This window comes from Streptomyces sp. NPDC048514 (genome assembly GCF_043199955.1).
Lineage (GTDB): Bacteria > Actinomycetota > Actinomycetes > Streptomycetales > Streptomycetaceae > Streptomyces.
In genome coordinates this window covers 250741-264574 of sequence record NZ_JBICWT010000003.1, presented here as the reverse complement: position 1 = coordinate 264574, position 13834 = coordinate 250741, and the positions used below count along the sequence as shown (strand labels likewise).

General features: G+C 72.5%; 12 protein-coding genes. 9 read left to right on the top strand and 3 right to left on the bottom strand.

Annotation, left to right across the window (positions count from 1 at the left end):
• Positions 1 to 142: 142 nt before the first annotated feature.
• Complete coding sequence (locus ACGFT2_RS07175) at positions 143 to 1363, bottom strand: cytochrome P450 (RefSeq protein ID WP_393274381.1); 1221 nt, start codon at positions 1361 to 1363, stop codon at positions 143 to 145.
• 163 nt (positions 1364 to 1526) lie between these two features.
• Here ACGFT2_RS07175 and ACGFT2_RS07170 point away from each other — a divergent pair, with 163 nt between their 5' ends.
• Both ACGFT2_RS07170 and ACGFT2_RS07165 read left to right on the top strand, forming a co-directional pair.
• Positions 1527 to 2732, top strand: a complete 1206-nt coding sequence (locus tag ACGFT2_RS07170) for a cytochrome P450 (RefSeq protein ID WP_393274379.1) — start codon at positions 1527 to 1529, stop codon at positions 2730 to 2732.
• 500 nt (positions 2733 to 3232) lie between these two features.
• Positions 3233 to 3736: a winged helix-turn-helix domain-containing protein gene (locus ACGFT2_RS07165; RefSeq protein ID WP_393274377.1), complete on the top strand. Its 504-nt coding sequence runs from the start codon at positions 3233 to 3235 to the stop codon at positions 3734 to 3736.
• A 38-nt stretch (positions 3737 to 3774) separates the two neighbouring features.
• On the opposite strand, the gene ACGFT2_RS07160 is transcribed toward ACGFT2_RS07165, so the two are convergent.
• A complete protein-coding gene (locus tag ACGFT2_RS07160) occupies positions 3775 to 4488 on the bottom strand; it encodes a 4'-phosphopantetheinyl transferase (protein ID WP_393274375.1) in 714 nt (237 codons plus the stop codon).
• Positions 4475 to 6082 (bottom strand): (2,3-dihydroxybenzoyl)adenylate synthase, encoded by a 1608-nt coding sequence (locus ACGFT2_RS07155; protein ID WP_393274373.1) that lies wholly within the window; start codon positions 6080 to 6082, stop codon positions 4475 to 4477. The genes ACGFT2_RS07160 and ACGFT2_RS07155 overlap by 14 nt, the downstream gene beginning before the upstream one ends.
• 291 nt (positions 6083 to 6373) lie before the next feature.
• Between ACGFT2_RS07155 and ACGFT2_RS07150 the strand changes: the two genes are divergently transcribed.
• From ACGFT2_RS07150 to ACGFT2_RS07120, 7 genes are all read left to right on the top strand, one after another.
• Positions 6374 to 8071: an AMP-binding protein gene (locus ACGFT2_RS07150; RefSeq protein WP_393274371.1), complete on the top strand. Its 1698-nt coding sequence runs from the start codon at positions 6374 to 6376 to the stop codon at positions 8069 to 8071.
• 7 nt (positions 8072 to 8078) lie between these two features.
• Positions 8079 to 8357 (top strand): hypothetical protein, encoded by a 279-nt coding sequence (locus tag ACGFT2_RS07145; RefSeq protein ID WP_393274369.1) that lies wholly within the window; start codon positions 8079 to 8081, stop codon positions 8355 to 8357.
• A gap of 133 nt (positions 8358 to 8490) precedes the next feature.
• Positions 8491 to 9486: an ATP-binding cassette domain-containing protein gene (locus ACGFT2_RS07140; protein WP_393274368.1), complete on the top strand. Its 996-nt coding sequence runs from the start codon at positions 8491 to 8493 to the stop codon at positions 9484 to 9486.
• On the top strand, positions 9483 to 10280 hold the full coding sequence (locus tag ACGFT2_RS07135) for an ABC transporter permease (RefSeq protein ID WP_393274366.1): 798 nt from the start codon (positions 9483 to 9485) through the stop codon (positions 10278 to 10280). The genes ACGFT2_RS07140 and ACGFT2_RS07135 overlap by 4 nt, the downstream gene beginning before the upstream one ends.
• Complete coding sequence (locus ACGFT2_RS07130) at positions 10277 to 11080, top strand: ABC transporter permease (protein WP_393274365.1); 804 nt, start codon at positions 10277 to 10279, stop codon at positions 11078 to 11080. Before ACGFT2_RS07135 ends, ACGFT2_RS07130 begins: the two co-directional genes overlap by 4 nt.
• Positions 11081 to 11153: 73 nt before the next feature.
• Positions 11154 to 12365, top strand: a complete 1212-nt coding sequence (locus tag ACGFT2_RS07125; protein WP_393274363.1) for an FAD-dependent oxidoreductase — start codon at positions 11154 to 11156, stop codon at positions 12363 to 12365.
• A 6-nt stretch (positions 12366 to 12371) separates the two neighbouring features.
• The gene (locus ACGFT2_RS07120; RefSeq protein WP_393274361.1) at positions 12372 to 13832 is read left to right on the top strand and encodes an NAD(P)/FAD-dependent oxidoreductase; all 1461 of its coding nucleotides are present in this window, start codon (positions 12372 to 12374) and stop codon (positions 13830 to 13832) included.
• Positions 13833 to 13834 lie beyond the last annotated feature (2 nt).

Genomic DNA, 13834 nt, shown 5'->3' with positions numbered 1-13834 from the left:
CCGCCCCACACCCCCCCCCCCCCCCCCCCCGGGGCGGCGCCCCGGCCCCGGCCCCCCCCCCCCCCCCCCCCCCCCCCCCCCCCCCCCCCGGCCGGCCCCCCCCCCCCCCCCCCCCCCCCCCCCCCCCCCCCGTCTCGCGTACTCAGCGGACGCTGATCGGGATGCTCCGATAGGCGCAGTAGGGAAAGCGGAAGCCGCCCCCACTGGGCTGCCAGTCCTCCGGCCCCGCCGGTTCGAGTCGCGCGAACCGGTCGAGGAGCCGGCCGAACACCGCCATGCCCTCCACCCGGGCCAGCATGGCTCCGAGACAGTGGTGGGCCCCGCCGCCGAAGCTGAGGTGCGGATTGGGATGCCGGCCGACGTCGAGCCGGCCGGGGTCGGCGAACCGCCGCTCGTCGTGGTTGGCGGATGCCAGCAGCAGGACCACGACCCGGCCCCGGCGCAGGGTGCGTCCGCCCACCTCGACCGGTTCCAGGGTGAGCCGGGTCGTGGTGTGGATGGGGGCGTCCCAGCGCAGGAACTCCTCCAGCGCGGCCGGCAGCAGCGAGCGGTCGGCGCGCAGCCTGGTCTGCTCCTGCGGATGGCGGGCCAGGGCGGCACAGCCCGTCGCGATCAGGTTCGTCGTCGTCTCGAAGCCGGCGTAGTACAGGAACAGCGTGTTGTCGACGGCCTCCTCCTCGGTGAGCCGCCAGTCGCCTTCCTGCGCCATGGCGATGGCGGTGAGCAGGTCGTCGCCCGGCCGGGCCCGGCGCCGGCGCATCAGATCGCGGAAGTAGTCCCGCAGCCACACGACCGCCGCGTGCGCGGCGGCACGCTCCGCTTCCGGAATGAAGACGGCGAACGCCTTGGAGACGTCGATCGAGCGCTCCATCACCGCGGCGCGGTCCTCCCGCGGGATGCCGAGCAGGGTACTCATGACCAGCACCGGCAGGGGCTGCGCGAGATCCCGGACCGCGTCGAAGGTTCCGCCGGTCACGGCGCGCTCGAGCAGGTCGTCGGTCATGGCGGCGATCGGTTCCGCCAGCGAGCGCGCCAGCGGCGGGCTCAGCGCCCGGCTCAGCAGCCGGCGCAGCCGGGTGTGTTCCTCGGGATCCCGGTCGATGATGATGCGCCGCAGGAAGTCCACCGCGGGCCCCGGGCCCACCGACATGTTCTGGAACTCCTCGGGAAACTCCCTGCCGAGCCGGCGGTCGCGCAGCAGAGCGGAGACCTCCGCATGGCGGGTGACGACCCACTGGGCGGGGCCGCCCCGGCACAGCGGCCCCCGTTCCCGCAGTTCCCGGTAGACCGGATAAGGATCTCGCAGGAATTCGGGATCGCTCAGGACGAACCTGGGAAGTTGCGTGTCCATTGCCTCGGTCACAGGGCAGAGGATGCCTGGTCCACCGGTATTCATCGTGGTTTCTGAAAGGGGTTGGACAGGGAATTGCGCGCACTGCTGAAGTCCTGTTCCGGGGGGCCGAGACCGTGTTCGTCCGGTGGTAGGGTGCGCGAGCCGGAGGAATTTCTCGATCTGGGGGAGTGGAATGTCTTCCGATCTGCCGCTGAAATTCGATTCCAGGGACCCCGCCGTACTCAGGGACCCCTATCCGATCTACGCGGAGCTGCGCGCCTCCGGAGGTCTGAGCCGGGGCGGCCCTGGCCAGTGGGTGGTGAGCCGGTACGACGACGTCGCGCCGCTGCTGCGGGATCGCCGCCTCAGCCACGAATACCCCCCGGAGTACCACGAATTCAGCACGGGTGAGGGACCCGCCCAGTCGTTCTTCCAGCGAATCCTCCTCGACCGGGACGCGCCGGACCACACGCGGCTGCGGCGGCTGATGGTGCAGGCCTTCAGCCCGCGCCTGCTGCAGCGGATGCACGACTACATCGAGCAGCAGGTCGACCTGCTGCTCCGCCCCGCCCTGGAGCGCGGCGGCTTCGACGCGGTCACCGAACTGGCCTTCCCGCTCCCGGTCACCGTGGTGTGCGAACTGGTGGGCATACCGGCCGTCGACCGGGACCTGGTGCGCCCGCACGCCATCGACCTCGCCAAGGCCTTCGCCCTCCACGTGGCCGAAGAGGACCGGGCAGCGGCCCACGGGGCGGTGGCCTGGCTGCGCGAGTACATCGGCGAACTGCTGCGCGAACGGCGTGCGTCACTGGGGGACGATCTGCTCTCCCGGATGATCGTCGCCGAGGACGCAGAGGAGCCGGGCGCCCGGCTGACCGCCGAGGAGATCGTCGACAACACGGTGTTCCTGTTCTTCGCCGGGTTCGAGACCACCACCAACCTCATCGCCACGAGCCTCGCGGCGCTGCTCGACCATCCCGAGGAGACCGCCCGGCTCCGGCACGACCCGGGCCTGCTGCCGAGCGCGGTGGAGGAGTTCCTGCGCTACGACGCTCCGATCCAGGCCACCGCGCGCCTGGTGCGGGAACCGGTCGAGGTGGGCGGCCGGACCGTGCGGCCCGGACGGGTACTGGTCCTGCTGCTGGGTTCGGCCAATCACGACGAGCGCCGCTTCGCCGACCCCGGTCGGCTCGACATCGCCCGTACCCCCAACCCCCACCTCAGCTTCGGCGGCGGCGCCCACCACTGTCTCGGCGCCAATCTGGCCAGGATCGAGGGGCAGGCGGCGATCGGCTGGCTGCTGCGGCACGCGCCGGCGCTGAAGGCGGCGGGAGACGTCGTCCGCAGGCAGAGCGTCACCTTCCGCTCCTATCGCAGTGTCCCCGTCGCGCTGCGCTGAACCTGGCCGAAACACAACTGACAGATTTGACCGACGGCAAAGCTCCCGGACCGTACATTGGCTGTGGGAAATTCAGGGGGAACCGGACGGTTCGAAGCTGCCGTCGTGCGGCCCCGACCCGAATTCCCGGCAGGACTTGATCATCATTCGGTTGTCCACGGGGGAGTGATGGCCGTGTACGTGTGGTCACGCCATGGTTCGGCGAAGTCCTGGTCGGTGCGCCGCCGCCTGCGGGCCGGCGAGTCCCGGCGCCGGGAAATTTCATTCGAAACTAAACCATCTCTCGGGTGGTGCGCCGGTGCGCGAGCATTGGTGCATACCTGATCCGGCCCGGACGAGGGCAGGGCGGAATCGTTTCATCCGCCGGATTCGGCAGTACGGTTGTGCGTGCCCGACTGGCGTTCTTCGGACGCCCGTTGAACGCTGCTCGAATTTCCGGCGACAAGAGTCACGGGGGCCGGTGTGTGCTGCATCAGCAAGCGCGTGGAGGGAGCGCGTAGTTGGCACGTGAAGAAGTCCGGCTCCTGCGATGGCCGGCACAGCGTGAATTACGTGACCGATGTCGGTCCAAGGGCCTGCCCAGGATACTGGTCGTCGAAGCGGGCGCGGCGGCCCCGATATGTGAGGACGTCTGCGAGGACTGGGTACGGGCGCCGATCCCGGCCCATGACCTGCAGGCCAGGGTGGACGCCCTGAGCCGCAGGTACCAGATGAACCGCTTGCCCTACCTGGACGAGAGCGGCGTACTGCACTTCTGCTCCCGCTCCGTGACCGTCTCACCCACCCAGGCGGAGCTGCTGGAACTGCTCGTGGCCCGCTACCGCGAGGTGGTGCCACGCGAGGCGCTGCGATTCAGGCTCGGACAGGTCAGCGGTTCCCGAACACGCAACGCCCTCGATCTGCACATGATGCGGATCAGGGACCGGATCCAACCGCTCGGACTCTCCATCCGTACCGTGTGGGGACGCGGTTACGTGCTGGAGGCGCATCCCGACCTGTCGTGACCGGCCGGTCCCGGCCCGGGCCGGGACCCGCGCGACACTCATCGCCCGGGCGGCCGTCGTGCGATCACCACACAGGTCACGAGCAGCCCCGCCGCTGCGTGCCACCTGCCGTGCAGCCGCGGATCGCCCGGCGCCCACCCGTCCGGAAGCCGCACCACGAAATCGCCCGCAGGCGCACCGGGTCCCGGCTCGGTGACCGACTCGACGCTCAGGGCGCGCAACGGCGGGGGCCCCGTCCCGGCGGGAGGCCAGGCCTTGTAGGCCGCCTCGCGCGCGCTGAACAGCAGGCGGTCCACGGGCAGCCGGGGCAACCGACGCCGCATCCCATCGGCCAGCGCGGTCTCCCGCGCGGTCAGCATCCGGGCGCGTACGCGAGCGGGCAGCGGTTCCGCCGGCTCGGCGTCCAGCCCCAGCCCCGACGCGTCGCGGGACCGGCAGACCGCGGCCGCCCGGAACCCGGCGCAGTGCGTGATGCTGCCCACCACACCCATGGGCCAGACCGGTGCGCCACGCGGGCCGCGGGGCACCGCCGCCGGTGCCCCGCCCAGCGCGGCCAGCGCCCGGTGCGCACACCAGCGCCCCGCGGTGAACTCGGCCCGGCGGCGCGGCCCGGCGTCCGCGCACACGGTCGCCTCCGACGCGAACAGCTCACCCGGCGCCGCGTCGCCGGCACGGGCCGCGCCGTACGCCCAAGGAGGCAGCACGGCCCGCAACAGCACTTCCTCGGTTCGCGGCCGTTCAGTCCTCGCCACGGGCCCGCAGCGCCTTCTTGTCGACCTTCCCCACGGGTGTCTTGGGGAAGCCCTCCACCAGTTCGAGCCGGTCGGGCATCTTGTAGGTGGCCAGTCCGCGCTCGGCGAGGTAGGCCTTCAGCCGCGCGAGCCGCAGCGGCTGCCCGTCACCGGACGGGGACGACGGCACCACGAAGGCACACACCCGCTCACCGAGCCGCTCGTCCGGCAGTCCGACCACCGCCACGTCCCGTACGGCGGGATGCGTCAGCAGATGGCTCTCCACCTCCTCCGCCGACACCTTGTCGCCGCCCCGGTGGATGATGTCCTTCACCCGCCCCGACACCACCAGGTTCCCCTCGGGCGTCAGCCGGACCAGGTCGCCGGTGCGGAAGAACCCGTCCGGGGTGAACGCCCGGGCGTTCTGCTCGGGAGCCCGGTAGTACCCGCGGATCGTGTACGGGCCGCGCGTCAGCAACTCGCCCACCTCGCCCCGTGGTACGTCCCGTCCCGCCTCGTCCACCACACGGACCTCGTCGGCGGGACACAGCGGGCGCCCCTCGGTGGTGAGGACCACGTCCTCGGGATCGTCCAGCCGGGTGTGGGTGAGCAGTCCCTCCCCGATGCCGTACCACTGGGTGAGCCGGCATCCCAGGGTGGCGGTCACCCGACGGGCCACCTCCGGCTGGAACTTGGAACTGCCCACCTGCAGCAGCAGCCCCGACAGGTCGGCCTTGGCCACCTCGGGATCCGCCAGCCACATCATCACCAGCGGCGGCACCAGCGTGGTCAGTGTGACGCCCTCCCGCAGCACGAGCGGCAGGGCTTCGTCCGGGCTCGGGTTCGCGGCGAGTACCGCCTTGCCGCCGACGAGGAGGGTCCCCAGCACCCCGGGACAGCCGAGCGCGGCGTTGTGGGCCACGGGGGTGGCCGCGAGATACACCCCGTGCTCATCCATGGCCAGGGCCCGGGCACAGGCCAGCGCGTTGTAGGCGTAGTCGTCGTGGGTGCGCGGGATCAGCTTGGGCAGCCCGGTCGTACCACCGGACAGGAGCAGCAGCGCCACCTCCGAGGGGTCGACCGGCGGCAGGTCCAGCGGGGCGGCGCGCACCTCGTCGAGCGGCGTGAACTCCGCGGCCTCGCCCGCCACCAGGACATGACGCAGCCCCGGCACCTCGGCACGCACCTCCCGGGCCAGCACCCGGTAGTCGAAGCCCTGGAAGCGGTCCGGCACCACATAGGCGACCGCGTCCGCGTGCCGGCACAGGTGGACGATCTCGCTGCGGCGGTGCCCGGGCAGCGCCATCACCGGCACGGCGCCCAGCCTGAACAGCGCGAAGCTCAGGCCGACGAAGGACGCCTGGTTGGGCAGCTGCACGACCACCCGGTCCCGGGCGCGCACCCCGAGCCCGTGCAGTCCGGCCGCCAACTCATCCACCTGACGGAGGAGTTGGCCGAAGGTCAGGCGTACGTCCCCGGCCACCACGGCGGTGCGCTCCCGGTGCTCGCGCTCCGCCGACCGCAGCAGGTCGTACAGGGTACGGCCCTGCCAGTAACCCTCCTCGCGGTAACGCTCGGCGAACTCGGCGGGCCACGGTACGAAGCCTTCCAGCATGCGACGCCTCCCTATCGACGTGCCGCGCGGTGCGGTGCGCCCCGGCCCGGTGGGCCGTGGGCGGCGCGGGCCACCGGGGGACTCGACGAGACGCCCGGCACGGCCGGCAGGGCCACCCGGCAGCGCCGGGGGCGGGCGTCCGCGCGAGATCCCGCGCGGTGAGGACACCAGCATCCATCACCGCGCACACGGGTCCGGGGCGGATGAAAGACACCCAACAGCATCGGCCGGCCTGTCACAGGGGGCCTCTACGCTCGCCGAGGTCCACGGCGGATCGGAGGTGAACCGGCCGTGTCCGTCACCACGTTGCTCACCTGGCTCGAAGCGCCGAGCACTCGCACAGGCGTGAACTTCGGTTCGCGGGAAGGAGGCTGGCGCCGGTACAGCTATGCCGAGTTGGCCCGGCTCAGCCGCCGGGCGGCTCATGCGCTCACCGACGCGGGAGTGCGCCGCGACGACGTCGTCGCCCTGGTGCTGCCCTCGTCACCCGCCTTCCTCGCCGCGTACTTCGGCGTCCTGCTGGCCGGTGCCACTCCGGCACCGCTGGCACCACCGGTCACCGGAGCGCCCACGGCGGTGGGCTACGACGACCGGATGTCCGCACTCCTGACCGCCGCCCGGCCGCGCGCCGTGATCACGGACCGCGATCCCGGACAGGTCCTCCCGGCGGACATACCCGTCCTGCGCAGCGCGAGCCTGCTGGACCCGGCACACGAGCGGGACACCGGTCCCGGCCGGGCGCCGGCCACGCGCGGACTGGTGCAGTTCACCTCCGGATCCGGCGGTCGTGCGCGCGGTGTCGCCCTCGACGCCGCCGCGCTGGCCGGCCACGTCTCCACCATCCGGGACTGGCTCCGGGCCGGGCCCGGCACGGTGTGGGCCAGCTGGCTGCCCGTGCACCACGACATGGGACTCGTCGGCTGCCTGCTCGGCGCCGTGCTCGCCCAGGACGAGCTGTGGCTGCTGCCGCCCGAGGCCTTCGTCCGGCAGCCGCTGGAATATCTGCGCTGCTTCGGCCTGCGCGGCGCGTCCATCAGCGCCACCCCCGCCTTCGGCCTCGATCACATCCTGCGTAAGGTCCGCCCCGAGGACCTGACCGGCCTGGACTTCTCCGGCTGGCAGTCCCTCGTGGTGGGCGCCGAGCGCATCCCGCCCGCCACCCTGCGCGACTTCCACGCGCTGCTCGGTCTGCACGGACTGCGCCGCGGTGCACTGCTGCCCGCCTACGGGCTGGCCGAGGCCTCGCTCGCCGTCACCGGCCTTCGGCACGGACAGCAGTGGACCGAGGAGAAGTCGGTGGTCGGCTGCGGTGTCCCGCTGCCCGGCACCACCGTGCGGATCGTCGACGACGACGGCCGGGACCTGCCGGACCGCACGGTCGGCGAGATCGCCGTACGCGGACCGCAGCTGGCCCTCGGCCATCTCGGCGGCGACGACCGCGACACCCGCATCGCCGGCGGCGAACTGCGCACCGGCGACGCCGGGTTCCTCGCCGACGGACAGCTCTTCGTGCACGGCCGGATCGGGGACGGACTCAAGGTGCGCGGCCAGTGGGTGTTCGCGGAGGACGTGGAGCAGATCCTCGGCCGGGCAGGTCTGCTGCCACCGCGTGCCGTCGTGGTGCTCGGCGAGGACGCCACCGGCCCGGTCGCCGCCCTGGTCGCCGAGGACGGAACCGGAACGGGAACCGGAGCCGGCACCGGCGCCGGGACCCGGGCCGGGACGGGGGCCGGGACCGGCACCGGGATCAGCACCAGCACCGGCGCGGGCACCGGCGCGGGCACCGGGACCGGCACCGGCGCAGGCAGGCCGGGCGCGGCCACGGACGACGCCGTACGCCGGGTGCTGCGGCGCGCGGTCCCGGGAGCCGACGCCCTCGTGCTCGAGGTGGCGCGCAGCGCCCTGCCGCGCACCCCGAGCGGCAAACCGCGGCGCCGCACGATCTGGCACACCCTCGTCGAGAACGCGGCAGACCACCCTCAGACCTAGGAGAGTCATGGCCCACACCGAAAGCGCGGTTCGCGAGAACATCCTGGGCATCATCCGTCAACTGGCCCCGGACGCCGAGGGGTTTCCCGCAGAGGGACCCGCCCACCTGGTCAACGACCTCGGCTACCACTCCCTGGCCCTCCTGGAGCTGGCCTTCGCCATCGAGGACGACTTCGACCTGCCGCCCATCGACGAGGAGACCGGCCGCTCCATCGCCACCTCCGACGACGTGATCGCCTACGTGGTGGGCCAGTTGCGCGAGCAGAACGAGCTGGTGGCGGGCTGACCCGCCTGACTCCGGGCGCCGAAAGAACTCTGACAGGTGACCGGAGTGGACATGTACACATCGTTAGGTTCGGAAGGCTCTGTGCGCCCGCCCGAGGCCCGCGCACTTCCGGCGTGAAGAGAGGGGCTTTCACGTGTCCGACGCCGTGATCTCCATCGAACGGCTGCGCAAGAACTTCGGACCGACCACGGCCGTCGACGACGTGTCGTTCTCCGTCTCCGCCGGTTCCGTGGTGGGTCTGCTGGGACCGAACGGCGCAGGCAAGACCACACTCATCAACTGTCTCACGACCCTGCTCACCCCCGACGGCGGCACCGCCACCGTGGGCGGTCGCGACCTGCTCGCCGACCCGCACGGAGTGCGTGCCCGCATCGCGGTCACCGGCCAGTTCGCGGCCGTCGACGAGACTCTCACCGGACGCGAGAACCTGGTCTTCTTCGGCCGGCTGCTCGGCCTCGCCAAACCCCGCGCCGCGGCCCGCGCCGAGGAACTCCTCGACCGCTTCGGGCTGACCGAGAGTGCCGGCCGGCCCGTGCAGCAGTACTCGGGCGGCATGCGCCGCAAACTCGACCTGGCCGTCGGACTGGTCGTCCCGCGACCCGTCCTGGTCCTCGACGAGCCCACCACGGGGCTCGACCCGCGCAGCCGGGAAACGCTGTGGGACGCCGTACGGGACCTGGCGGCCGACGGCATGGCGATCCTGCTCACCACCCAGTACCTCGACGAGGCCGACGAGCTCGCCGACCGGATCGTCGTCATCGACCACGGCCGGGTCATCGCCGAGGGCACCCCCCGGGAGCTGAAACAGCAGACCGGCGGATCCGTCTGCGAAGTGATCCTCGCCGACGACTCCGTCCGCGCCCGCGCCGCGGAACTCCTCGCCGTCACCGGCCCGGTCAACGTCCGCGACGACTGCCTCGTCGTACCCGTCAGCGGCATGGAGGACCTCGGCGGGATCATCGCCGCCCTGAACGCCGGCGGTATCCGCGCCGACGACGTCGCGGTGCACCCGCCCACGCTCAACGACGTCTTCTTCGCCCTCACCGCCGACCGGACGGGCACCACCGCTCCCACGGCCGGCAGCACCGCCCCAGCGCCCGGCCGAACGGTCCCGGAGGCCCGCGCATGACGTCCCTCGCGCCGGCCCCGCCCGCCCCGGTCTCCTCACCCGGGCTCGTCCACGACGTACAGGTCCTCGCCGAACGGGACTTCCGGCGCTCCTTCAGCCGGGGAGCGCTCGTCGGCACCGTGCTGGAGCCGCTGGTGTTCTTCGGCATCTTCTACGCCACCTTCAGCCGGATGCTTGACGCCAAGGACATCGACTACGGCCGCTTCGTCACCCCGACCATCGTCGTGCAGGCCCTGATGTTCGTGGCCATCTCCTCCGCGATGTCACTGGCCGCCGATCGCGGCAGCGGCCTGTTCAGTCGGCTGCGCACCATGCCGATCGCCGGTTCGGCCCTGGGCACCGCCCGGCTCCTGGTGGTCGCCGCCGAGGCGCTGACCTCCACCGTGGTGATCTGCCTCGTCGCACACCTCGCCGGATTCCGGTTCCACGCCGGCGTGGCCGCCGCGGGCGGCTTCCTGCTGGTGGCGGTCGCCTTCACGGTCGCTCTCGCCGCCGTCACCGCCACCCTCGGGCTGACGCTGCGCAACCCGGAGTCGCTGGCCGCCGCGCTCTATCTGCCGTACCTGCCCCTGCTGGTGGTCTCCACCGGATTCGTACCCGCCGCCCTCTTCCCGGGCTGGCTCCGGCCCGTCGTACGCAACTCGCCGGTGTCCGCCGTGATCGACGCACTGCGCGCGCTGTCCACCGGCGACCCCACCAGCGGACGGATCGTGCCGGCCGTGCTCTGGTGCGCGGGCCTGGCCCTGTTCTTCGGATGGACCACCGCACGCGCGTTCCGGAAGGTGACCCAGTGACCGCGACCAGTCCGGCCCCCCTGCAGATCCCGGCGACCGGACTGTGGGCGCAGTCCACCCTCATCGGCGGCCGGGTGCTCAAGCACTTCGTGCGCAGCCCCATGATGCTGCTGGCCACCTTCGGGTTTCCGCTGCTGCAGCTGTTCATGCTGCTGGCCGCGTTCAAGATCATCGTGCACGACACCCTGGGGCAGAGCTACGTGCTGCGCCTGGCCCCGCTGATCATCCTGGTCACCGCCTTCTCCGCGATCGGCTCCAGCGCCATCGCCTTCTGGGTGGACATCCGCAGCGGCGTCTTCAACCGGCTGCGGGCCATGCCGATCAACGCCCTGTCCGTCCTGGTCGGCCGCATGCTCGGCGACCTCGTGCGCATCCTGGGCATCGCCGTCCTGGTCGCCCTGATCGCGCTGGCCCCCGGATTCCGCTTCCGGCAGGGCGTGGCCGCCACCGTGGGCTTCTTCGTGCTGGTCGTGCTGTTCGGGCTGATGTGCACCTCCCTCTCGGTGGTCGCGGCGCTGTCCGCGCCGTATCCGCCGGTGATCATGCAGTGGGTGCAACTGCCCACGCTCGCCCTGACCATGCTGTCGTCCGGCTACATGCCGCGCGACGCCTTCCCCTCCGCGATCCGCCCGGTGGTCGCCGCCAACCCGGTCTCGACCGCCGTCGAGGCGCTGGTCGGGCTATCGCACGGCGGGCCCCTGCTGGTGCCCGTGCTCGCCACCGTCGCCTGGACGGTGGGCGTGAGCGTGCTGTGCGCCTTCGTGACCGTGCGCAAGTTCCGCGGATTCGTCGCCGGCTGACGCACAACGCTTCGCCGAGGCCCAGGAGTTCCGTCGCCCGTGGCACGGTCCACGGAGAATGAGGAGTCCCGTCATGCCTGAAACACCCGTGTCCCCCGAGCCCGGTGAGCGGCGTGCCGTCATCGCCGGATGCGGCATCACGGGCCCGGTGCTCGCCCTGTTCCTGCTCCGCTGCGGCTACAACCCCGTGCTGTACGAAGCCCGTTCCGAACCCGACGATCACGCCGGTTCCTTCCTGAACCTCGGGCCCAACGGGCGCAGCGTCCTCGAGACCCTCGGCATCGCCGACACCGTGCTGCGGCACGGCGCTCCGACCACCCGGCTCGTCTTCACCAATCACAAGGGCCGCACCATCGGCAGCAACCCCGAACACACCACGTGCGTCAAGCGCGGTCTGCTCAACAAGGCACTGCGGGAGTGCGCCGAGCGGGCCGGAGTGCGCGTCGAGTTCGGCAAGCGCCTGGTCGACGTGAAGGGCGAACGGCGCGGCGAGGTCACGGCCGTCTTCGCCGACGGCACCGCCGCCGACGGCCACCTCCTCGTCGGGGCCGACGGCATCAACTCCGCCACTCGTGCCGCCGTGTTCCCCGAGGCCCCCGCGCCCAGCTTCACCCAGGGCATCGGATCCGGCGGCTTCGCCCGCACCAGTGCCCCTGGGGGGCCGGACGGCTCCTTCCGGATGATGTTCGGGCTGCGCGGCTTCTTCGGATACCAGGTGCTGCCGGGCGGCGAGGTGTACTGGTTCGAGAACCACACCCAGACCCGCGAACCGGCCCGCGGCTGGGCCGGGACCATCAGCGACCAGCAGTGGCGCGAGCAACTGCTGCGCCGGCACGCCGGCGACCACCCCCTCGTCGGCGAGATCCTGGGCGCCACCGCCGGGCCGATCGGCCGCTGGCCCCTGTACGACCTGCCCTCCCTGCCCGCCTGGCACCGGGGCGACGTGACCCTGATCGGGGACGCCGCGCACGCCATCTCGCCCCACCTGGGCCAGGGGGCGGCGCTCGGCCTGGAGGACGCCGTCGTTCTCGCCAAGTGCCTGCGCGACCTGCCCGACCCCCGCACAGCCTTCGCCGCGTACGAGGCGTCACGCCGGCCCCGGGTGGAGGACCTGGTCCGGAAGGCGCGCCGCACCGGCGGCCAGATGACCCCGGCCGGGCCGGTGGGCCGCGCCGTGCGCGATCTGATGCTGCCGTTCTTCCTCAGGCTCGGCCTGAAGAACGCCGAATCGGTCTACGGCCACCGCGTCGACTGGTCCACCCCGGTCACCGCCGCGGAGCGGTGACCGGCCGTGGCCCACATCCTGGTCATCGGAGCCGGACTCGCCGGATCGGCGACCGCGCTGTTCTGCGCCCGGCGCGGTCACCGGGTCACGGTCCTGGAGGGCGGCGGCCCCCCACCACCGGGAGCCGGCGCTGACGACGACTGGCGCGGCTGGGAGCGCAAGGAGGTGCCGCACGCCCGCCAGGGGCACGCCTTCCTCGCCCTGTCCACCCGCGTACTGCGCGAGGAACGCCCAGACCTCCTGGCCGCCCTCGCCGCCCGCGGAGCCCATGTCACCCCACTGGAGACGGGCTCCGAGGACGCCACCGTCCTCAGCCGGCGCCTCGTCCACGAAGGGGTGATCCGGCGGACCGCAGCCGCCGAGCCCGGTGTCACCCTGGTCACCGGGACACGCGTGACCGGCCTGCTGAGAGACGGGGAGGCCGACGGCGTCCCCCGGGTGAGCGGCGTGCGCACCGAGGACGGCACGCAGCACACCGCCGATCTCGTGGTGGACGCGGGCGGCCGCCGCTCGCAGCTCGCGCGCTGGCTCGCCGCGGCGGACCTGGTCCCGCCCCGGGAGACGGCACAGCCCTGCGGCTTCTTCTACCTCACCCGGCACTACCGGCTGCGCCCGGGCAGCTCCTTCCCCTCCACCACCGTCCCCATCGTCACCGAGCTGGACTACGGCACCGCCCTGGTCTTCCCCGGCGACAACGACACCTTCCAGCTCTCCACCACGGTCGCGGTCGACGACCCCCACCGGCACCGGCTGCGCGAGCCGGAGATCTTCACCCGCTTCCTGCAGGCCGTGCCGAGCACCGCCGAGTGGTGCGAGCGCGGCGTACCGCTGGACGATCCCGCACCCATGGGCCGGCTGGAGAACCGACGCCGCACTCTGCTCGACGCGGACGGCAGGCCCACGGCCGCCGGTCTCGTCCTGGTCGGCGACGCCGCGCTGCAGACCAACCCCACCTTCGGCCGGGGGGTCTCCCTGGCCTTCGTGCACGCCAGGCAGCTCGCCCGCACCGCGGACCGGGCGGCGGCCGGACCGGCCGCCTACACCGCCGGGTTCGAGCGCTGGACCGACGACAACCTCGGCGTCTGGTTCGAGATCCAGCGGGCCACCGACCAGGCCCGGCTCGCCCAGCTGCGGGCCGGACTGCGCGGTGAGCACGCGCCGCCCGCCGACGACCTGCCCAACCGGTTCGTCCGCGCGATGGCCGTGCTGCGCGACGACGACGAGCGCATCCGCAGCGCCTCGCTGCGGATGTACCACATGCTGATGACCCCGCGGGAACTGATGAGCGACCGGGCCGTGTCCCGCCGCATCCTCGCCTTCCTGCGCGAACACCCGATGCCCGAGACCCGTGCGGAGGGCCCGGACCGTGCCGCCTTCGAGGCCCTGGTCACCGGCGCCGCCACCTCCTCGGTCCTGCCATCCGCCGGCATCCCCACGAAGGGGCCCGGCCCCCGGGCCCGAACCTGACG

What these genes read in the sequence shown, in the direction of transcription:
- ACGFT2_RS07170 (WP_393274379.1), top strand. Translation starts at nt 1,527, where the DNA reads ATGTCTTCCGATCTGCCGCTGAAATTCGATTCCAGGGACCCCGCCGTA.
- ACGFT2_RS07145 (WP_393274369.1), top strand. Translation starts at nt 8,079, where the DNA reads ATGGCCCACACCGAAAGCGCGGTTCGCGAGAACATCCTGGGCATCATC.
- ACGFT2_RS07155 (WP_393274373.1), bottom strand. Translation starts at nt 6,082, where the DNA reads ATGCTGGAAGGCTTCGTACCGTGGCCCGCCGAGTTCGCCGAGCGTTAC.
- ACGFT2_RS07125 (WP_393274363.1), top strand. Translation starts at nt 11,154, where the DNA reads ATGCCTGAAACACCCGTGTCCCCCGAGCCCGGTGAGCGGCGTGCCGTC.
- ACGFT2_RS07135 (WP_393274366.1), top strand. Translation starts at nt 9,483, where the DNA reads ATGACGTCCCTCGCGCCGGCCCCGCCCGCCCCGGTCTCCTCACCCGGG.